The 19,604-nt window shown below is 71.4% G+C and carries 16 protein-coding genes and 1 pseudogene; 8 read left to right on the top strand and 9 right to left on the bottom strand.

The window, feature by feature from the left end; all coding sequences use genetic code 11:
• Positions 1 to 45: 45 nt before the first annotated feature.
• The 5 genes and pseudogenes from ACWEPL_RS31880 to ACWEPL_RS31860 all read left to right on the top strand — a co-directional run.
• Positions 46 to 261: pseudogene (locus tag ACWEPL_RS31880) on the top strand (hypothetical protein); the annotation flags it as partial.
• A 70-nt stretch (positions 262 to 331) separates the two neighbouring features.
• Positions 332 to 1,036 (top strand): hypothetical protein, encoded by a 705-nt coding sequence (locus ACWEPL_RS31875; protein ID WP_452438398.1) that lies wholly within the window; start codon positions 332 to 334, stop codon positions 1,034 to 1,036.
• A 99-nt stretch (positions 1,037 to 1,135) separates the two neighbouring features.
• The gene (locus tag ACWEPL_RS31870) at positions 1,136 to 1,954 is read left to right on the top strand and encodes a helix-turn-helix transcriptional regulator (protein ID WP_452438367.1); all 819 of its coding nucleotides are present in this window, start codon (positions 1,136 to 1,138) and stop codon (positions 1,952 to 1,954) included.
• 72 nt (positions 1,955 to 2,026) lie between these two features.
• On the top strand, positions 2,027 to 2,860 hold the full coding sequence (locus ACWEPL_RS31865) for an oxidoreductase (protein ID WP_363967202.1): 834 nt from the start codon (positions 2,027 to 2,029) through the stop codon (positions 2,858 to 2,860).
• A 5-nt stretch (positions 2,861 to 2,865) separates the two neighbouring features.
• Positions 2,866 to 3,588, top strand: coding sequence for an SDR family oxidoreductase (locus ACWEPL_RS31860; protein ID WP_452438366.1), 723 nt, complete (start codon positions 2,866 to 2,868; stop codon positions 3,586 to 3,588).
• A 39-nt stretch (positions 3,589 to 3,627) separates the two neighbouring features.
• Here ACWEPL_RS31860 and ACWEPL_RS31855 read toward each other — a convergent pair whose 3' ends face one another.
• Positions 3,628 to 6,867 carry a galactose-binding domain-containing protein gene (locus ACWEPL_RS31855; protein WP_452438365.1) on the bottom strand — a complete coding sequence of 1,080 codons (3,240 nt, stop codon included), beginning with the start codon at positions 6,865 to 6,867 and terminating at the stop codon, positions 3,628 to 3,630.
• Positions 6,864 to 8,255, bottom strand: coding sequence for a glycoside hydrolase family 43 protein (locus ACWEPL_RS31850; RefSeq protein ID WP_363967208.1), 1,392 nt, complete (start codon positions 8,253 to 8,255; stop codon positions 6,864 to 6,866). The genes ACWEPL_RS31855 and ACWEPL_RS31850 overlap by 4 nt, the downstream gene beginning before the upstream one ends.
• A 327-nt stretch (positions 8,256 to 8,582) precedes the next feature.
• Here ACWEPL_RS31850 and ACWEPL_RS31845 point away from each other — a divergent pair, with 327 nt between their 5' ends.
• The 3 genes from ACWEPL_RS31845 to ACWEPL_RS31835 all read left to right on the top strand — a co-directional run bounded on the left by ACWEPL_RS31845 (position 8,583) and on the right by ACWEPL_RS31835 (position 12,491).
• Positions 8,583 to 9,374, top strand: coding sequence for an intradiol ring-cleavage dioxygenase (locus tag ACWEPL_RS31845; RefSeq protein ID WP_452438364.1), 792 nt, complete (start codon positions 8,583 to 8,585; stop codon positions 9,372 to 9,374).
• A 108-nt stretch (positions 9,375 to 9,482) separates the two neighbouring features.
• The gene (locus ACWEPL_RS31840) at positions 9,483 to 10,382 is read left to right on the top strand and encodes an intradiol ring-cleavage dioxygenase (protein WP_452438363.1); all 900 of its coding nucleotides are present in this window, start codon (positions 9,483 to 9,485) and stop codon (positions 10,380 to 10,382) included.
• A 126-nt stretch (positions 10,383 to 10,508) separates the two neighbouring features.
• Complete coding sequence (locus ACWEPL_RS31835) at positions 10,509 to 12,491, top strand: amino acid transporter (protein WP_452438362.1); 1,983 nt, start codon at positions 10,509 to 10,511, stop codon at positions 12,489 to 12,491.
• Between the two features lie 47 nt (positions 12,492 to 12,538).
• Here the strand turns inward: ACWEPL_RS31835 and ACWEPL_RS31830 are convergent, their stop codons facing one another.
• The 7 genes from ACWEPL_RS31830 to ACWEPL_RS31800 form a co-directional block, all read right to left on the bottom strand.
• Positions 12,539 to 13,447 (bottom strand): phosphotransferase, encoded by a 909-nt coding sequence (locus ACWEPL_RS31830; RefSeq protein WP_452438361.1) that lies wholly within the window; start codon positions 13,445 to 13,447, stop codon positions 12,539 to 12,541.
• Complete coding sequence (locus tag ACWEPL_RS31825) at positions 13,425 to 13,574, bottom strand: hypothetical protein (RefSeq protein WP_355207907.1); 150 nt, start codon at positions 13,572 to 13,574, stop codon at positions 13,425 to 13,427. Before ACWEPL_RS31825 ends, ACWEPL_RS31830 begins: the two co-directional genes overlap by 23 nt.
• Positions 13,575 to 13,630: 56 nt before the next feature.
• The gene (locus ACWEPL_RS31820; RefSeq protein WP_452438360.1) at positions 13,631 to 16,105 is read right to left on the bottom strand and encodes a PEP/pyruvate-binding domain-containing protein; all 2,475 of its coding nucleotides are present in this window, start codon (positions 16,103 to 16,105) and stop codon (positions 13,631 to 13,633) included.
• A gap of 1 nt (position 16,106) precedes the next feature.
• Positions 16,107 to 16,838: a TetR/AcrR family transcriptional regulator gene (locus tag ACWEPL_RS31815; protein WP_363967220.1), complete on the bottom strand. Its 732-nt coding sequence runs from the start codon at positions 16,836 to 16,838 to the stop codon at positions 16,107 to 16,109.
• A 64-nt stretch (positions 16,839 to 16,902) separates the two neighbouring features.
• Complete coding sequence (locus ACWEPL_RS31810; RefSeq protein WP_452438359.1) at positions 16,903 to 17,829, bottom strand: BadF/BadG/BcrA/BcrD ATPase family protein; 927 nt, start codon at positions 17,827 to 17,829, stop codon at positions 16,903 to 16,905.
• Entirely contained in the window at positions 17,826 to 18,857 is a 1,032-nt protein-coding gene (locus tag ACWEPL_RS31805) for a hypothetical protein (RefSeq protein ID WP_452438358.1), read from the bottom strand. The genes ACWEPL_RS31810 and ACWEPL_RS31805 overlap by 4 nt, the downstream gene beginning before the upstream one ends.
• Positions 18,854 to 19,600: an SIS domain-containing protein gene (locus ACWEPL_RS31800; protein WP_350725226.1), complete on the bottom strand. Its 747-nt coding sequence runs from the start codon at positions 19,598 to 19,600 to the stop codon at positions 18,854 to 18,856. Before ACWEPL_RS31800 ends, ACWEPL_RS31805 begins: the two co-directional genes overlap by 4 nt.
• Positions 19,601 to 19,604: the final 4 nt, after the last annotated feature.

Here is a 19,604-nt window from a genome sequence, read left to right as displayed (position 1 = left end):
TCACTGCAGGGCATTGACGGAGTGAGGCGGCTGGGTCAGCGTTTCATGCAACCGCTTGCCGCGCCCTATCGGCGAGGTCGCCTCATGCGCTTCCTGTTACTTCTCCCCCTGCTCGCCCTGCCTCCTGTGACAGCGGCCCCGGCGCCCGCCGCCATCGTGGTCGCGGCGGACGGCTCGGGCGACCACAGGACCGTGCAGGCCGCGGTCGACGCCGTCCCCGCCGGCAACACCCGTCCGGTCACCATCCTGGTCCGCAAGGGCACCTACCGGCAGCGTCGAGGGCGACGTCGACTTCGTCTTCGGCCGCGCCACCGCCGTCTTCGACCGCTGCCTGATCAAGGGCAGGACGCGCGGCAGCGCGGACAACAACGGCTACGTCACCGCCGCCAGCACCGAGCTGAGCAACCCGTACGGCTTCCTGATCTACCGCAGCCACCTCACCAGCGACGCGCCCGCCCGCACCTTCCATCTGGGCCGCCCGTGGCCGGCCGGCGGCTCCACCACGGCCCGGGGCCAGGTGCTGGTGCGCGAGTCGTGGCTGGGCCAGCGGATCAAGGACGCCCCCTGGACCGACATGTCCGGCTTGAGCTGGCGGGACGCCCGCCTGTCCGAGTACCGCAACCACGGGCCCGGCGCCACCGTCAACGACGACCGGCCGCAGCTCACGTCCGACCAGGCCGCCGCCTTCACCCCGGAGCGGTACCTGGCGGGCGCCGACGGCTGGAACCCGGTCCGCCGCCACCGCCCCGTCCCGCGCGAGCCCGGCCGCGAAGTGCTCCCCCGCGACGACGGCTGGGCGGCCACCACCGGCACCACCGGCGGCTCCCTGTCGGTGGTCAACGGCACCGCGATCACCGCGAAGGGCAGCCTGGTGGACGGCGCACCGGCCGACGTGGTGGCCGCGTTCAACGCCGCGCACGGCACGGCCATCGGCTCGGACGCCGGCTGGACCCCGGCGCTGTTCACCCGCGTCCACCCGCCGCAGGCGCTGCGCGCCCTCGTCCCGGCCAGGGCCGGAGCGGGCCGCCTGCGCTGAGGCGGCCCGAGCCCGATCAGGTGACGGGGCCGAAGGTGGGAGTGGCGCGGCCACCTTCAGCCCCCCTGGCACCCCCGGGCCTCGCCTAGCCTCGAAGACATGGACAGGGAGAACCCACTCGGCCAGTTCCTGCGGGCCCGCCGCGAGCTGCTCCACCCGGAGGAGGCCGGCGTGCCGGTCACGACCCGGCGCCGCGTGGCGGGGCTGCGCCGCGAGGAGGTCGCCCGGCTCGCGGGCGTGAGCACCGACTACTACGTACGGCTGGAGCAGGGCCGCGAGCGCCACCCCTCCGCCCAGGTGGTCGACGCGCTCGCCCACGCGCTGGCCCTGGAGGAGGACGCCGTCGCGCACCTGCACCGGCTGGCCCAACCGGTCCGGCGCAGGCGGGCGTCGGCCAGGCGGGAGCGGGTCAGCCCGAACCTGCTGCGCATGATGGAGGGCTGGCCGCACACCCCCGCGGTGGTCCTGGGCCGCTGCCTGAACGTGCTGGCCGCCAACGCGCTCGGCAGAGCCTTGTTCGACGGCCACGCCTACAGCGGGGACCTGGTCCGGCTGGTGTTCCTCGACCCGGACGCGCGGGAGTTCTATCCCGGCTGGGACCGGGTGGCGGTCAACACGGTCGCCGGGCTCCGCGCCGGCGCGGGCGCCGACCAGGACGACCCGCTGCTGATCGAGGTGGTCGGCGAGCTGTCGGTCAAGAGCGAGGCCTTCCGCAGGCTGTGGGCCCGCCACGACATCCGCCAGAAGACCCACGAAACCAAGCGCTTCCGCCACCCCTTGGTGGGCGAACTGACCCTGCACTACGAGTCGCTGACCGTGAACAGCGCTCCCGGGCAGCAGCTCGTCGTCTATCAGGCCGACCCGGGCAGCCCGTCGGAAGAGTCGCTGTCCCTGCTGGGCTCCCTGACCGCCGGCTGAACAACCCTTCACCGACCGCGCCCCGGCCGGGGCGCTATTTCGCCATGCCTATTTACCTGGAGATATACCACCATGTCCGTCTGGTTCATCACCGGCTGTTCCACCGGCCTGGGCCGCGCGCTGGCCACCGCCGTATTGGAAAGCGGCGGCCGCGCGGCCGTCACCGCCCGCGACCCCCGGCAGGTGGCCGACCTCGTCGCCGAGCACGGCGACCGGGCCGTGGCCCTGCCGCTCGACGTCACCGACAAGGCCCAGATCGCGGCGGCGGTCGAGCGGGCGGAGTCCGCCTTCGGCCGCATCGACGTCCTGGTCAACAACGCCGGGTACGGTTACCTGGCCGCCGTCGAGGAGGGCCGGGACGACGAGGTCCGGGCGCTGTTCGACGCGAACGTGTTCGGGCTGGTCGACGTCACCAAGGCCGTCCTGCCGGGCATGCGCGCCCGCGGGAGCGGCCACGTCGTCAACGTCTCCTCGCTCGGCGGGCTGGCCGCGTTCGGGGCGACCGGTTACTACCACGCGACGAAGTTCGCCGTGGAAGGCCTGTCGGAGTCGCTGGCGGCGGAGGTCGCGCCGCTGGGCATCAAGGTCACGATCGTCGAGCCCGCGGCGTTCCGTACGAACTGGTCCGGCCCCTCCATGCGGCAGTCTCCCGTCCGCATCGACGACTACGCGGAGACCGCGGGCACGCGCCGCGCCTCCACCCTGGCCACCTACGGCCACCAGCCCGGCGATCCGGTGCGCGCGGCCGAGGCGATCATCACCGCGGTCGGGGCGGCCGAGCCGCCGCTGCGCCTGCTGCTCGGCCGGGCCGCGTACGAGATCGCCTCCGCGCGGCTCGACACGCTCAGGACCGGATTCGAGGCGTGGCGTCACGTCACGCTCAGCACCGACTACCAAGGGAACTGACTGATATGACGAAGATCGTCCTGGTCACCGGCGCCAGCAGCGGCATCGGCCAGGCCACCGCGATGCGCCTCGCCCGCGAGGGCCACCACCTGGTCATCGGCGCCCGCCGCGAGGACCGGCTGGCCGCCGTCGCCGAGAGCATCAGGAACGAGGGCGGCAGCGTGGAGGTGCGCCGTCTCGACGTGACGGACCGCGCGGACGTCACGAGGTTCGTCGACACGGCCGCGAAGCAGCACGGCCGGGTGGACGTGATCGTCAACAACGCGGGGGTAATGCCGCTGTCCCGGCTGGACTCGCTCCTGGTGGACGAGTGGGAGCGCATGATCGACGTGAACGTGCGCGGCCTGCTGCACGGCATCGCCGCGGCGCTGCCCCACTTCCAGCGGCAGGGCGGCGGTCACTTCGTCACCGTCGCCTCGATCGGCGCGCACGGGGTGGTGCCGACGGCCGCGGTCTACTGCGCCACCAAGTACGCCGCCTGGGCGATCACCGAGGGGCTGCGCCAGGAGCTGGACCCGAGCATCCGGGTCACCACGGTCTCCCCGGGCGTCGTGGAGTCGGAGCTGGCCGACACGATCACCGAGCCGGGCGCGCAAGAGGCGATGCGCGCATACAGGGCGGCTTCGATCCCGCCGGAGGCCATCGCCGACGCCATCGCGTACGCGATCGGCCAGCCTGCGGAGGTGGACGTGAACGAGATGATCATCCGCCCGGCCAGGCAGCGCTGACCAGGTGGGGGCGCGCGGAGGCGCGCCCCCACCGCGACGTCACGGACCGTAGGCCTTGACCTCCAGGAGGCCCACGGAGTTACTGCCGTTACCGGTGAGCAGGACCCGCAGGCGGGTCGTGCTCGTGGCGTTGAAGGTGACGCTGTTGTAGGCGTTCTTGGTCAGCGTGTACGCCGAGGCGCCCGGCACGTCCACGTACGCGCTGCCGTTCCAGTACTGCAGCTTCCACGACGCGGGCATGTCGATCCCCTCGTCGTCGTCGAAGAAGTACACCTCGGCCCGGTTCAGGTTCTGGGCCGAGCCCCAGGTCAGGTCCACCCACTGCTGGCCGGTCTCCGGCCAGCAGCCCCAGCGCGGGTTGACGGTGTCGTTGGACGACGGCGGGTCGATCCCGTCGTTGATCGCGGCCACGCTCTCCCACGACGAGGTGTTCGACGCCGACGGCGTGGCCGACGACGCCAGGTTGGTGGGATTCGGCTGCTGCGTCCCGCCCCGGTTGAACACCTTGATCTCGGTGAGCCCCGTCCTGGCCCCGGAGGCGGCCGTGGCCAGCACCCGCAGGCGCTGCGTGCTGACCGCGGAGAACTGCACCACGTTGTAGTTGGCCCGCGGCGCGGACGGTGTCTTGGCCTGGCCGGGCACGCTCACCCAGGCGCTGCCGTTGTAATACTGGATGTCGTACGACGCCGGCGCCCGGTAGGTGGCGCTGGCCGGGCGGCTGTCCTTGAAGTAGAGCCGCACCTCGTTGACCGTCTTGGCGGAGCCGAAGTTCAGCTCGTACCAGTCCTGCCCGGCGGTCGTGCCGCCCCAGAACGGCTCGTTGATCGGGAAGCCGTCCACCGCGCCCGCGGTGGTGCTGCCCGAGGCCGTGGTGGAGGCCGTGGCGGTGGCGCCGGCGGCGAGGTTGGTGAGGTTGGCGGTCAGGTCGACGCCGGCCTTGGCCAGCATGTCGACCATGCGGGCGCTGTTCTGGGTGACCTGCGCGGGCGCCTGCAGCCCGGGCACCGCCACGTGGTAGGTGACGGACCCGCTGGTGGTGACGTCACCGGTGGCCGGGTCCCACGTGAACGGCACCAGCGACGACACCGTGGCCGCCCGGTTGCCGTTGATGTAGATCGAGTAGCCCTCGGGCACGCCGGGGTAGCGCACGACGCCGTCGGACGGGTCGTCCCAGACGATGGTCAGGTCGGCGTTGCGGTAGCGCAGGTTGTTGACGGTGAAGTGGGTCCAGCCGATGTTGATCGGCGAGAGCTCCACCTTGGCGTCGTTGCGCGGCCGCAGGCCGGCGACGTCCTCGACCACGGTCCAGTTGCTGCTGCCCAGGATGTTGTGGTGGATCCACGAGCGGTAGGTGATGGACGAGCCGTTCCAGTCGGCCCAGAACTCGTTGGCGTCCGGCCACTGGGTGTTGCCGTTGATGTACTGCGCCCAGGCGTTCCAGTAGAGCAGCTTCTTGTACCAGGTCGGGTCGATCCACTCGTTGGGGTAGTTCCGCAGCACCGAGGAGAGCAGGCGGAACTGCACCGTGGAGTTGATCGTGGAGAAGTTGTTGCTGCCGGTGCCCGAGGCCGCCTTGTCAGCCTGGTTGGCGGTGTAGAAGGGGAAGATCGGGTACTGCGCCGGGTCGTCGAACAGGCGCAGGGCCTGCTTGTAGGTGGAGGTGTTGGGGATCGCGCCGACGGCGAACGGGTAGTAGTTGTTGATCTCCTTCCACGGCACCCATTCGTTGGTGGACTTCAGCCGGTGCTCGAAGAGCTGCCTGCTCGGGTTCCACAGCACGTTGACGATGGCGTTCTGGATCTGCGTGGCCAGCGTGCGCATCTCGTTGGCCTTGGCCGTGTTGCCGATCGCGTCGTACGCCTGCGCGGCGGCCAGCGCCCCGCTGTACTGGTAGGCGGACTCGGCGCGGTCCATGTTGCCCGGCTTCCAGTGGAAGGACACGGCGTCGGCGTCGTTGCCGGTCAGGGCGCCCCAGTCGTACTCGATGAGCTTGTTGTTGTCGTGGTCGTAGTAGGAGAGCTGGCCCTTGACGTCCTGCTCGGCGTAGCGGGCCAGGTTCGCGGCGATGGCGGGCTGGCCGCCGTGGATCTGGTAGCTCTTCCAGGCCGCCTCGCCGATGTACTGCGTGTAGCTGTTCGACCAGTTCTCCGGGTCGCCGGGGTTGTCCAGGAAGCGGCCGTTCTTGGAGATCTGCCCGACGCTCAGCCAGTCGCCGTACGAGTAGATCGGGTTACGCAGGTACTTGAGGTCGTCGATGTGCATGGGCTGGGTCAGCGCGATCGCGTTGTTGTAGCCCAGCGCGCCCTCGACGGAGGTGGGGAACTGGAAGGTCTGTCCGGGGATGTCCGCGTCCAGGTTGTTGAAGCGCATCAGCCACCAGCGGTAGTAGATGTTCTTCTTGATGCCGGGCTCGGGGACGTCGATGTAGGGGATGTTGTCGGCCCACCACTTGTTGTAGGCGCGCACGTGCGTGGCGAACGCGGTGGCGGGCGTGTAGCCGGCGTAGGCGTCGTAGTCGGTGCGCGAGGCCGGGATCTCGTTGGTGACGAAGCCCATGACGACCTTGACGGTCGTCGTCGCCCCGGCGGCGATCGTGACGGACCTGTTCAGCCCGCCGCTGGAGACGGTGAACCCGTCACCGGTCAGCCTCGGATAGAGGGTGGTGAGGTTGTTGTAGGCGTTCACCTGGCCGGTCAGCTCGCTGCCGCTGCCGGAGGTGGCATACGGCGAGGTGGCCCGCAGCTGCAGCGTCGTCGAGGCGGAGCCGCCGTTGGTGATGGCCAGGTTGGCCACCGCCACGTTGTTGTCGGTGATGAACTTCGTCTGGTCGATCGTGATCGAGCCGCTGGTGTGCCGGCTCTTCCAGTAGCTGGGCGCCTGCCAGCGCGAGTTCACCTGCTCGGTGAACGTGCCGGGGGTGACGGCGACGGTGAAGGCGTTGTTGTTGTTGATGCTCTCCCAGTACGCCACCTGCCCGGCGAAGCCGAGCGTGCCGGGCGTGTGGGTCTTCATGAACAGCGCCCGGCCGCGCGTCATGAGCCACGTGCCGGCCGGGTCGTTGCCCGAGCGTGCCAGCAGCCGGTCCATCCAGAAGTCGGTGCCGGAGCTCTCGGCGTCGTAGATGGCCTGCATCGTGTTGCCGGTCGTGTACGACCCCGGCGGAGCGGGGACGGCCGGGCCGCTGAAGGTCGGATAGCCGATGGTCTGGTCCGCGTGCGCCGGCGCACCGGCGACGACCAATCCCGCCACCAGCAGCAGGGCTAATAGGGCGCGCCTCATGAGAAGGCCCTCCATTCGAGCACACCGGTCGAGAAGCCGGACTTGGAGGTGATGTTCAGCCGCAACCGGGTTGTGTTGACCGAGGTGAACGTCGTGGTGTTGAAGGTGTTGCCCGCCACGCCGCAGGACGACTGGCCGGGCACGTTGACGTAGGCGCTGCCGTTCCAGTACTGCACCTGGCAGGAGGCCGGCAGGTCGATGCCCAGGTCGTCGTCGAACCAGTAGGTCTGGATCTTGGAGATGTTCTGGGCGCTGGGCCAGCGGTACTCGATCCACTCGGTGCCCTGGTGGTCCCAGTTGCCGTAGGCGCCGTGGCTGTGGTCGGCCGAGTTCGCCGGGGTGTAGCCGTCATTGATCGCCCCGAGCGTCTCCCAGGACGAGACGTACGAGGTGTACGGGGTGGCGCTGGTCGCCAGGTTGCCCGGGGTGGTGGGGCCGCCGCTGGTCTGGACGACCTTCTGCATGGTGCCGTCGGCGTTGAAGTAGAGCTTGTCGATGGTCACCGAGCGGCGGAAGTTGCCTCCGCCCGGGGCGGCGGCGTTGTGGTAGACCATGTACCACTGGCCCTTGTACTCGATGATCGCCGGGTGGTTGGTGGTCGAGCTGACCTGGTCGAGCACGACGCCGCGGTGCGTCCAGGGGCCGAGCGGGTTGCCGGCGGTGGCGTACCTGATGCAGGCGTAACCCGGCGCGGAGCAGGCCGAGTCGTTGGCCGCGTAGGCGAGGTAGTAGACGCCGTTGCGCTTGAACATCCAGGGGGCCTCCCAGAAGTTCGACACGCCGCTCGGGGTGACGACCGAGCCGTTGAGCGAGGTCATGTTGGCGTTGAGCTTGGCGGCGCGCAGGCCGTAGTAGGAGCCCCAGTACATGTAGACCTGGCCGTCGTCGTCGGTGAAGACGGTGGGGTCGATGTTGAGCGGCGAGGAGTTGGGGGTGCTGTCGCTGATCAGCGGGCCGCCCTTGGCGTCGCGGAACGGGCCGAGCGGGCTGTCGCCGACGGCCACACCGATGTCCATCCAGCCGGCGCCGTTGCCGTTGACGGGGACGTACCAGTAGTACTTGCCGTCGGCGCCGCGCTCGACCTCGCCCGCCCAGGCGTCGGCGCCCGCCCAGGAGAAGTTCGAGATCGAGAGCTTGGCGCCCTGGTCGGTGAAGTTGGCGGCGTCGGTCGAGGTGAAGACGTGCCAGTCGCGCATGACGAAGTTCGTGCCGCCCGCGGGGGCCTCGTCGTGGCCGGTGTAGAGGTACAGGGTGTCGCCCACGACCAGCGCGGCCGGGTCGGCCGTGTAGATCGAGGTGGTGATCGGCGCGCCCGCGTACGCGGGCGTCGCGTTGCCGAGGATGAGCACGAGTGCCGCGGTGAGGGCCGCTGCCCAGCGTCGTCTCATGTGTTCGCCCCTTACAATCTAGCGATTGCTTTTGTTAGCGCTAACATCACGGACAGGGATCGAAGCGGTGAACCTAAAAGGTTTTCGGGAAAGTAGAACGACCCGACGGGGGCTGTCAATCGGCCACTGCAACTGTGTGCATGGCCTTCCAACTGGTCCTATCTGGCCCGACGGTCGCTGATCAGCTCGCGAGCCGCCTGGTTACAGTTTCATAACACAGAAAAGGTTTTCGACTCGACTGTCATCGAGCGCAGGACGCGCCTCCGCTGAAAGACCGCCCTCCCGTGAGAAGTTCGTCTGAGTGCAGGAACGCCAGAAGGAACTCCAGTGGGACACGATCACGAAGGTCAGCGGGTCAGCCGGCGGCGGCTGATCACCGGCATCAGCTCGCTCGGGCTCGGCGCCGTACTGTCGGCGCCCGGCGCCCGGGCCGGGGCGGCGTCGAGGACGGCGACCGGGGATCTCGCCTCGCTGCTCGCCGGCTCGCGGGTGTGCAAGCTGACCCCGACGGCGACGCAGGGCCCCTACTACTTCGACGCCGACAAGATCCGCAGCGACATCCGGGAGAACAAGCCGGGCGTGCGGCTGCGGATGGGCATCAGGGTGCAGGACAGCGAGACGTGCTCGGCCATGGGCAACGCCGTCGTGGAGATCTGGCACTGCGACGCCGCGGGGGTCTACTCGGGGGCGGAGAAGGAGTCGAAGGACGACGCCGCCAGCGGCCCTCCCCCGGGCGGCTTCACCGACGTGGCCTTCATGAGCGACATGAAGCCCTCGGACGACTACCGCTACCTGCGGGGCGCGCAGGTCACCAACGCCGACGGCATCGTGGAGTTCACGACCATCTGGCCGGGCTGGTACCCGGGCCGGACGGTCCACATCCACACCATGGTCCACTTCAGCGACCGGCGCGTGCTGAACACGCAGATCATGTTCGACGACGCGCTCAACGCCAAGGTGCTGGCGATGCCGCCCTACGCGGCGCACACCGGGCGCGACACCTTCAACAGCGCCGACAACATCTTCCGGGACGGCATGATGCTGCAGGTCATCGAGGACGGCGACGGCTACCTGGGCACGATCATCCTGTCCGCCGACTCCGATACGGACGGCGGCTGACCCCGTTCCCGACTCATGAGAACTTCATCCGCGGTAAAGGAGGTCCCAAGAGGTCCCGTCCTACGGTGAGGTCCGGAACACCACAGCATCCCGGACAAGGACACCATAGTGGGACACGATCACGAAGGTCAGCGCGTCAGCCGGAGGCGGCTGTTCGCCGGCATCAGCTCGCTCGGGCTCGGCAGCCTGCTGGCGGCCTGTTCGAGCGCCGAGGGCACGGCGACCGTCACGACGTCCACGGGCGCGAGCGTGACGCCGGCCGCCACCACGGCCAAGGACCTCACCTCGCTGTTCGACGGGGCCGGCACCTGCAAGCTGACCAGCACGACGACGCAGGGCCCCTACTACTTCGACGCCGACAAGATCCGCAGCGACATCCGCGAGGACAAGCAGGGCGTGCGGCTGCGGGTGGCCGTCAAGGTGCAGGACAGCGAGACGTGCAAGCCGCTGGGCAACGCGGTCGTGGAGATCTGGCACTGCGACGCGGCCGGGCTCTACTCGGGGGCCGAGGCGGCCTCGACCGGCGGGGGCGGCGGCAACCCGCCCGGCGGAGGCAATCCCCCGAGCGGCGCGCCCACCGGCGCCCCGCCGAGTGGCGGTCCCAGTGGCGGTCCCGGTGGCGGGTCCGGTAACGGTGGGGGCGACATGGCGGATCTGACGCCCACCGACGACAAGCGCTACCTCCGCGGCGCGCAGGTCACCAACGCCGACGGCATCGTGGAGTTCACCACGATCTGGCCGGGCTGGTACCGGGGACGCACGATCCACATCCACGCCATGGTCCACTTCAGCAACCAGCGCGTGCTGACCACGCAGATGATGTTCGACGAGAAGCTCAACAGCGCGGTCATGGCGAAGTCGCCGTACTCGGAGCACACGGGGCGCGACACGTTCAACGGCAACGACAACATCTACGACGACAGCATGCTCATGAAGATCACTCAGGAGGACGACGGCTACCTCGGGGCCATCGTCTTCTCCGCCGACTCCGACAAGGACGGCGCCTAGACCCGCCGGGCCGGTTGTCCGGGTAGGTGGCGATCGGGAGGGTGCGGGGAGATTCGCCGGACCAGCCGCGTGGTAGCGTGCCGGACCCCCTAGGGTGGTTTCCGTTCTCGATGAGAGGAAGATCCGGTGAGCGGTACCGGTGGGCGTACGATCCCCGCGGTCGTCGACAGCCCGACCCCTCCAGCGCCCCCGTCCAACGGTCTGGCGCGCTGGGTGCTGCAGCTTCGCGTGCAGCCGACCGGCCCGGAGACGACCGAGGCGCACGCCGAGCCGCAGGCCTGGTGGAAGGTCATGTGCCTGACCGGCGTCGACTACTTCTCCACGCTGGCCTACCTGCCCGCCATCGCCGCGCTGGCGGCCGGCGCCTTATCGCCGCTGGCCACGCTGCTCATCGTGGCGCTGACGCTGCTCGGCATGCTGCCGATGTACCGGCGGGTGGCCCGGGAGAGCCCGCACGGGCAGGGCTCGGTGGCGATGCTGGAGCGGCTGCTGCCGTTCTGGCGGGGCAAGCTGTTCGTGCTGGTGCTGCTGGGGTTCGTGGCCACGTCGTGGATCATCACGATCACGCTGTCCGCGGCCGACGCGTCCGTGCACGTCGTGGAGAACCCGTTCTTCCCGAGCTTCCTGCACGGCCACGAGGTCCTGCTGACCTCGGTGCTGCTGCTGGTGCTGGGCGGGGTGTTCCTGCTCGGGTTCAGCGAGGCGGTCGGCGTGGCCATCCCGCTGGTCGCGATCTTCCTGGTGCTGAACGCGGTCGTCGTCGCCGTCGGCCTGGGCGACGTCTTCACCTCGCCGGACGCGCTCTCCCGCTGGACCGACGCGCTGACCAGCGGCACGGGCGGCTTCGGCGGCCTCATCGGACCGGCCGTCCTGGCCTTCCCGCTGCTCGTGCTGGGCCTTTCGGGGTTCGAGACGGGCGTCAGCATGATGCCGCTGGTGGCCGCCGCCGGCAAGACCGCCGAGGAGCAGCTGGAGTCCCGCGTCGCCAACACGCGCAAGCTGCTCACCTGCGCCGCGCTCATCATGAGCGTCTACCTGATCGCGACCAGCTTCGTGACGACGGTGCTCATCCCGGCCGAGAAGTTCCGGCCCGGCGGCGAGGCCAACGGCAGGGCGCTGGCGTACCTGGCGCACGAGCGGCTCGGCGAGATGTTCGGCACGGTCTACGACATCAGCACGATCCTCATCCTGTGGTTCGCCGGCGCCTCCGCGATGGCCGGCCTGATCAACATCGTGCCGCGCTACCTGCCCTCGTACGGCATGGCGCCGGACTGGGGCCGCGCCGTGCGGCCCGTGGTGCTGGTCTACACGGGCATCTGCGTGGTGCTCACCATCGCCTTCGACGCCGACGTGGACGCCCAGGCCGGCGCGTACGCCACGGGCATCCTGGCCATGATGGTCTCCGGCGCGGTCGCCGTGACGATCTCGGCCATCCGCCGCCGCCAGCGGGCCGCCACGGCCGGCTTCTCGGTGCTCACCCTGGTGCTGGTGTACGCGCTGGTGGAGAACATCCGGGAGAAGCCCGACGGCATCGCCATCTCCGCGCTGTTCATCCTGGGCATCATCGCCATCTCGCTGGTCTCGCGCGTCTCGCGGACGACCGAGCTGCGGGCCGACCGGATCGAGTTCGACGAGGCGGCGCGGCGGTTCATCGCCGACTCGCTCGACTACGACGGCGCGCTCAACATCATCGCCAACCGCCGCCAGGCGGGTGACGCGGCCGAGTACGCCGAGAAGGAGGCCGAGCAGCGCGGGGTCAACCCGGTCCCGGGCCGGGCGGACATCATGTTCCTGGAGATCGACGTCATCGACCCGTCCGGCTTCAGCGACGTGCTCCACGTGCGCGGCGTGGAGGTGGACAAGTACCGCATCCTGCGCGCGGAGAGCCCGGCCGCGCCCAACGCCATCGCCGCCGTCCTGCTCGCGCTCCGCGACGCCGGGGGCGTGCGGCCGCACTGCTACTTCGCGTGGGCGGAGGGCTCGCCGCTGGTGCACCTGTTCCGCTATCTCATCCTCGGCCGCGGCGACACGGCGCCGGTCGTACGCGAGATCCTGCGCAAGAGCGAGCCCGAGCCCGCCAACCGGCCCGGCATCCACGTCGGCGGCTAGCGGGCCCCTTCACGCGCAGCGGGCCCCTTCACGCGCAGCGGGCCCCTTCACGCCCAGCGGGCGCCGAGCCAGGCGAGGGTGGCGCGGCGGGAGTGCTCGCGCCGCTCCCGCAGGTGCGGCGCGTGCGCCGGTCCGGGAAGCACCGCGGTACGCGTCCAGTAGCCCAGGAGCGTCACCAGCAGGGCGTCCACGCCCTCTGGTGCCGCCCGCCGCCCGAGCGGGTGCCCGGCGAAGACCTCCTCCGGGTCGGGATCCCCGAGCTCGGACTCCAGCAGCAGGCAGACGAGGTCCACCCAGTCCGGGCCCACGCACGCCCGCCCCCAGTCCACGAGCCGGGCCGTGCCGCGCTCGTCGATGAGGATGTTGTCGAACCGCGGATCGAAGTGGAGCATCGTGTCGCCGGTGACCAGCGACTCCCATTCCCGCTCGACCTCCGCCAGCCTGACCAGGTGGCCGCGTTCCCACGCGCCGAGCCGGGCGGTGCCCGGGTCCTGCCACAGCTCGCAGCGGCCCTTCATGCGCGCGGCGACGGTCGGGAGGCCGTCCACCGGCGCCGGGGTCAGCTCCCTGGCGCAGACCGTGAGCAGGTCCAGCGCCGCCGCCAGCTCCTCGGGGCGCCACGGCTCGTGCGGCACCCGCCCGGGCGCCAGTTCGGAGCAGATCAGCAGCCAGCCGTCCCTTTCGTCCGCGAACAGCAGGCGCGGCGCGGGCACCCCGGGAGGCAGCGCCGCGCTGACGGCGGCCTCCTCCCGGTAGCCGGCCGCGTCCCCGCCGTCCGCCGGGACGGCCTTGACGAACACGCGTTCCCCGCCGGCGAGCGCGGCCACGCCGAGCACGCCGTCCGAGAAGCCGCCCCGCCGCTCCTCGAAGCCGCGCACGGCGCCCAGCCTGCGCTCCACCTCGGCCACGAGCGACGGGGGCAGCTCGGCGAAGTCACGCCGCCGGATCGGCCTCATCCTCCCTGTCCATTTCCGCCCTGCCCACTTCCATGGGGCCCCGATCGAGCGCCAGCTTGGCAATGCGGAATCGGGCGCAGCGCGCCTCGAGCTCGTACACGTCCTGCGGAGTCCACCATTCGATCATGGGCACCAAGGTCATCCCATGCCACCCGTTGAAGCGATCGACTTGGCGGAGACTTTTCACGCCAGCAACTCGACCGTGCCCCGCTCGCCGTCCACCCTGATCCGGTCGCCGTCGCGCACCCGCATGGTGGCGTTGCCGGTGCCGACCACGGCGGGGATGCCCAGCTCGCGCGCCACGATCGAGGCGTGCGACAGCGGCGCGCCCATGTCGGTCACCACGGCCGCCGCGCGGGGGAACATCGGGGTCCAGCCCACGTTCGTGAGCGTCGTGACGAGGATCTCGCCCGGCTTGAGCCGGTCGCCCTCCTCGGGCCCCGAGATCACCCGGGCGACGCCCTCGACGATGCCGGGAGCGCCGGGGAAGCCCTGCACGGTGTCGCTCACCGGCACGACCGTGCCGCGCGCGTCGTAGACGTCGACCCGCCGGGCGGGGTCGGCGGCCCAGCGCACGGGGTCGAAGTGGCCGACGATCAGCGCGGGGTAGAGCGGCAGGGCCGCGTACCGCTCGTAGGTGGCCCGCCGCACCGGCACCCGCTCCAGCGCGGCCGGGTCACCCCGAAGCAGGGCCAGCAGCTCGTCGAGGTAGAGGAAGAACACGTCGTCGCCCCGGCCCGACAGCTCCCCGGCCCGTACGGCGAAGGCCCGCAGCACCCAGAACGCCCGCATGTTCTCCGAGCGCGCGGACTCGCGGTCCCGCACGACGGCGTTCCACCGCTGGACCCTGGCGCGCATCCTGGCCTCCTGGCGCGGATAGCGCCCGGCGAAGCGCGCCCACGCCTCCTCCCTGGCCTTCCGCTGCCGCGCGAGCAGCGCCTCGGTGTCGGCCCGCAGGTCGCGCAGGCCCGCGAGCTGGGCGTCGATCCAGGCGTCGTCCTCGCCGGGCCGCGGGATCGACACCTCGAACTCGTGGGGGCCGCGATGCCCGTACCCGCGGGCGAACTCGTCCCTGGTGATCTCCCCGCGCGCCAGCCTGGACAGGCCCATCACCGGCCCCAGGCTGGCCAGCTCGCCATCGGTGTTGACGCCGGTCAGCATGGCCTCGGCGTCGACCTCGCCCATCATCTTGCGCAGCCGGTCGCGGGTCCAGACCAGGGTGGCGCCGCCCTGGCGGCCGGCGGCCTCCAGCATGCGGCAGGAGGTGACCATGTGAGGCTTGATCTCGCGTTCCCACAGCTCGGCCAGCTCGGGGCCCGACCCGGTGGCGGCGATCGTGGCACGCAGCTCCTCGCAGCGCCGCTGCGAGGTGTCCAGGAACGCGCGCATGCCCTTGAGGTTGGTACGCACGCGGCGCCGGACGCCGACCGCCATGGGCAGGACCCGCTTGATGATCTCCCAGCGCGACACCGGCACCATCGGCACGCCGAGCCCCGGCGGCAGCTTGCCGAAGATCTGGTCGACCGTGCTCAGCCTGCCGCGCATGCCCAGGGCTCCGGCGATGGAGTGGACGACGCTCAGGTTCATGTAGAAGCGGCCGCCGATGTTGCCGACCATGTCGAAGCCCGGCAGGGCCGAGGCCGACATGGCCTCGTGGATGAACAGCCGCACGAACGACCACGTCATGGGCGTCATCACGTCGGGGATGGCCTCGCCCAGGTTGCCGCCGGTCCACAGGTATTCGCCCTTGAGACTGTCGTTCCACTCCTCGACCTGCGGCTTGAGGCCGGTGATCGGGCGGGCCTGGACGATGGCGAACCTCCCGTCGCGCCTGGCCCACTCGACGTCCATCGGCGTGCCGTACAGGCTCTGGATGCGCGCGCCGATCGCGGCCAGCTCCACGGCCTGCGCGGCGTCGAGCACGGCCGCGCGCCGCAGGTCCTCCGGGACGGGCTGCTCGCGGGTGCCGTCGGGGGTGCGGACGGTCATGACCGTCTTGTCGCTCACCTGCTCCTGCGTCACGGCGCCGCCGGACACGACGACCGTGTCAGGGGTGACCTGGCCGCCGACGACCGCCTCGCCGAGCCCCCAGGAGGCGTTGACGACGGTCTCGTCGCGGGCGCCGCTGACCGGGTTCGCGGTGAACATGATGCCGGCCGCGTCCGCGTCCACCAGCTCCTGGACCACCACGGCCAGCGCCACGTCGTCGTGGGGGACGCCGTTCTGGTCGCGGTAGGCGACGGCGCGCGGATTCCACAGCGAGGCCCAGCAGCGCCTGACAGCGTCGAGCAGGGCGTCGCCCCTGATGTTGAGGTAGGTGTCCTGCTGGCCGGCGAACGACATGTCCGGCAGGTCTTCGGCGGTGGCGGACGAGCGCACGGCCACCGGCACGTCGTCGCCGAGCGCCTCGTACGCCCGGCGGATCTCCGCGGCAAGCCCGGCGGGCATGTCGTGCTCGGCGAACAGCGTCCGCGGGTCCTCCGCGTGCGGGATCTCGTCGCGGAAGGCCGACACGAACGCCCGGTAGGCCTCGGTCGTGATGTGGAATCCGGCGGGAACGGGCAGCCCCGCCCTGGTCAGCCTGGCCAGCGACGCGCCTTTGCCGCCGACGGTCGCGAGGTCGGCCGCCGCGTCGTCGAGAGGGAGTACGGTCTTCACGTCACACGCTCCTTTGCGCCTTTTGCGACCCGCCCATGGAGGCTGCCAGCCGCTGCTCGGCGATCTCCTGCGCGGCGGCGAGGAAGTCGAGGGTGGCCCGCGCGACGGCGTCCGCGTCGTCGCCGGACAGGGTGCGGCCCGTGCTCATGGCCCGGTCGATGGTGTCGGCCACCAGGAACGCGATCCGGTCGGCGGACTCCTCCGCCTCCATGCGCAGGCCGTCCGGCACGAACAGGAACCCGTACAGGACGGCGTTGGCCACCATGGCGTGGTCGCCCGGCTCCTCGCGCACCGCGCCCAGCTTGACCAGCTCCGCCACGTACGCCTCCAGGGGCAGGCCCATCGTCGGCGACTGGCCCGCCTGCTGCTTCTGGCGGGTGAACTTGCCCAGCAGGTCCGAGTCGCCCCGCATGAGCGCCTGGAGCAGCGGCCTGCGCAGCAGCACGCGGGCGTACCCGCCGTACAGCTCGCCCAGCGTGGCCGGCGTGCCCTGGCGGACCTCGGCCAGCATGAGCACCCGCTCGCGGCGCAGCAACGCGGCGAAGAGCTCGTCGCGCGTCTTCCAGTGCAGGTAAATGGTGCCCTTGGCGACGCCTGCCCGCTTGGCCACGTCGTCGATCGTGGTCTTGCCGTAGCCCCAGCGCAGGACCAGATCGGCGGCGGCGTCGAGGATCCGGTGGGCCCGCTCCATCTGCCGGGCCGGGTCCTGCGGTGGCCGCCCTACCTTGACCATCCGTCTCACCTCATTTGTTTGACCAGATGAGACTAATCGGTCATTAAATTAATGACAAGTTCACTCAAGGGTGGTCGAGAGTGGTGAAGCGCGCGTGCGCGCCGAGGTCGCCCAGCCGGTCGAGCGCGGCCAGCCAGCTCGCCCCCGCCGCGCCGTCCCGCGCGGTGACCACCTCCCGCCCGGCCAGCAGCGCCATGACCGCCGTGCGTACCGGGCCGTCGGCGGCCAGCACGCCGCCCGCCAGCACGATCGGACCCTCCCCGTGCACGCGGCCCGCCGTCGCCGCCAGCCGCCGCGCGGCCTCGCCGACGATCTGCGCCGCGCGCTCGTCCCCGGCCGCCGCCGCCTCGGCCACGAGCGGCGCCGCGGCCCCCACCAGCATGCGGTCGGCCTGCGCCAGCCGCACGATGCGGTCGGCGCGCCGCCGCGGCTCCCCCGTCGCGCCGAAGTGCGCGCCGACCAGCTCCACCAGCGGCCCGCCCGGCAGGCCGCGATCGAGCGCGCGGACGGCCGCGCGCACCCCGGCCCGGCCGATCCAGAAGCCTCCGCCCTCGTCGCCGAGCAGCCACCCGAGCCCGTCGGCGACGGCCGCCACCGCGCGACCGGAGAAGCGGGCGGCCGCCGCCCCCGTCCCGGCCAGCAGCAGCGTGCCGGACGGCGCCGGGGTGCCTGCCGCGTAGGCGACGTCCACGTCACTCGCCGGTCTGGGCGGGGAGGCGATGCCGCACGCGGTCCAGACGCGCCGCAGCACCTCGGTGAAGCCGTCGTCCGCGCCCGCCACCCCCGCCACCGAGGCGGCCACCAGCGACGGGTCCAGGCCGTCGAGCGCGCGGCGCAGGGCCTGCTCGATCGCCGCCCCGGCCGCCGGGCCGCCGTGCGCGGCCGGGTTGCCGGGGCCGGCGGTGCCGTATCCGAGCCTGGTCCCGTCCGCCGCGTGGAGGGCGGCCCGGGTGGTGGTGCCGCCGGCGTCGACGCCGGCGAAGACCATCATCGGACCAGTCTCGCCGCGCCGGGCGCGAGGGTGAAGGCCGTGCCGCACGCCTCGTAGGCGCCGGTCGCCGGGTCGAAGGCCTCGGTGATCCCGTCGAGCGTGACCTCGGCCGGCTCGTCGTGACGGGCGTTGCAGACGAACCGCAGGCCCTCGCCGTAGTGGCCCACCAGGACGTCGCCGTCGTGGTCGTGGTCGGCCGACGTCCAGCCGGACAGCTCCGCCGCCACCGGGCGCAGCCAGCGGGTGTTGAGGTCGCGCACCGTGCCGTAGCGCTCGGTCGGCACGCCGTCCCCGTCGATGAGCGCCGGCCGGAAGCCCTCGCCGCGCGCCGGGTCGGGCGTCCAGTAGGTGAAGTACTGGATGCCGGTGTAGCCGTAGGCGAGCGCGGTGTTGACCTGCCAGGCCAGCTCGGCGGCCGTCGGCTCGCGGTGCCCGTCGTAGGCCAGCGTCTGCACGTACATCCAGGCGGGCAGCCCTGCCCGGCGCGCGTGCTCGCGCACGGTCGCCAGGTCAGCGAGGTAGCCCTCGTCGAAGCCGTCGGCCAGGAACGGGTAGCGGTCGAAGGAGAGCACGTCGGGGCGGACGATCCTGGCGAACTCCCCCACGTACGCGTCGTAGGGGCCGGTGGCGTGGCTCGGGAGGAGGTTGGCGTAGGCGAAGGCGCCGGCCGCGCGCACGGCGGCGACCCCGGCCGCCACCCTGGCGAACTGCTCGGCGTGCGGCTCGTCCATGAGGCTGACGCCTCGGAAGGAGCGGAACGGGCGGTAGTCCTCGACCACCCGGCCGATCAGCGGCGCGGGGTCCACGTCCAGGTCGCGCATGAGCACGTCCACGCGCGGGTCCGAGGCGACCAGCACGCCGAGCCCCGCCTCCTCGGCGCAGGCCAGCGCGTGCCGCAGGATGACGCGGTCGTTGAGGTAGTTGCCGGTGATGACCAGGTCGATGCCGGCGTCGGCGATCTCCCGGTAGCGGGCGGCCGTCGTCTCGTGGGGCGGCGGCGGCCAGAAGGCGGCGATCGTCAGGTTCACAGCGCTCCCGTCCTGATCCGCCCGGCGTAGCGGGCCACGAGGGCGTCGTTGTGCGCGTCGGCGCCGGGGATGTTGGCCGACAGGTAGACCGGCGGGACCGTTCCATCCGCCTGGAGCAGGCCGATCGCCTCGGCGATCATCAGCTGCACGACCAGCGCCGAGGTGATCGAGGAGATGCCGCAGACCGGGCCGTGCTCGGTCGGCAGGACGGCGTCGCCGTACGGCGCCAGGTTGTCGATCACGATGTCCGCCAGCTCGAACAGCCGCTCCCCCGACGGGTGGCGCGAGGTGATGGCGCCGGAGTGGGCCAGGGAGGTGATCGCGATCAGCGGCAGGCCGCGCTCCTTGACCAGCCGGGCCATCTCCACGGTCGAGCCGTTGCCGCCCGAGTTCGAGGCGATGACGAAGACGTCGGACTTCTCGATCGTGTGCAGGGCCAGCACCTGGTGCGCGGTGCGCGGATCGCGCTCGGCCAGCGGGTCGAACTCGCCGGGGTCTGCCGAGCCCAGCACCACCGGGTCGCGCAGGGTGAGCCGGTTGGTCGGGATGAGACCGCCCGCCCGGCCCGCCACCTCCAGCGCCACCGCCTCCGAGTGGCCCGTCCCGTACGCGTGCACGACGCCGCCGGCGCGCACGGCCTCGGCGATCAGCGCCCCCGACCGCCGGATGGCGGGCAGCTGGCCGGTCAGCAGCCGGTCCAGGCGGGAGCGCGCCTCGTCGGCGAAGGCCATCACAAGATCCATGGAT

Source organism: Nonomuraea sp. NPDC004186 (assembly GCF_053603495.1).
Note: the sequence above shows the minus strand (reverse complement) of the source record. Positions and strands in the feature narration are given on the sequence as shown.

Bases quoted from the DNA above. Each gene is read 5' to 3' on its own strand.
- ACWEPL_RS31810 (WP_452438359.1), bottom strand. From the start codon at position 17,829: ATGATGGTCTTCGCCGGCGTCGACGCCGGCGGCACCACCACCCGGGCC.
- ACWEPL_RS31800 (WP_350725226.1), bottom strand. From the start codon at position 19,600: ATGGATCTTGTGATGGCCTTCGCCGACGAGGCGCGCTCCCGCCTGGAC.
- ACWEPL_RS31870 (WP_452438367.1), top strand. From the start codon at position 1,136: ATGGACAGGGAGAACCCACTCGGCCAGTTCCTGCGGGCCCGCCGCGAG.
- ACWEPL_RS31855 (WP_452438365.1), bottom strand. From the start codon at position 6,867: ATGAGGCGCGCCCTATTAGCCCTGCTGCTGGTGGCGGGATTGGTCGTC.
- ACWEPL_RS31860 (WP_452438366.1), top strand. From the start codon at position 2,866: ATGACGAAGATCGTCCTGGTCACCGGCGCCAGCAGCGGCATCGGCCAG.
- ACWEPL_RS31830 (WP_452438361.1), bottom strand. From the start codon at position 13,447: ATGAGGCCGATCCGGCGGCGTGACTTCGCCGAGCTGCCCCCGTCGCTC.
- ACWEPL_RS31815 (WP_363967220.1), bottom strand. From the start codon at position 16,838: ATGGTCAAGGTAGGGCGGCCACCGCAGGACCCGGCCCGGCAGATGGAG.
- ACWEPL_RS31865 (WP_363967202.1), top strand. From the start codon at position 2,027: ATGTCCGTCTGGTTCATCACCGGCTGTTCCACCGGCCTGGGCCGCGCG.
- ACWEPL_RS31850 (WP_363967208.1), bottom strand. From the start codon at position 8,255: ATGAGACGACGCTGGGCAGCGGCCCTCACCGCGGCACTCGTGCTCATC.
- ACWEPL_RS31825 (WP_355207907.1), bottom strand. From the start codon at position 13,574: ATGATCGAATGGTGGACTCCGCAGGACGTGTACGAGCTCGAGGCGCGC.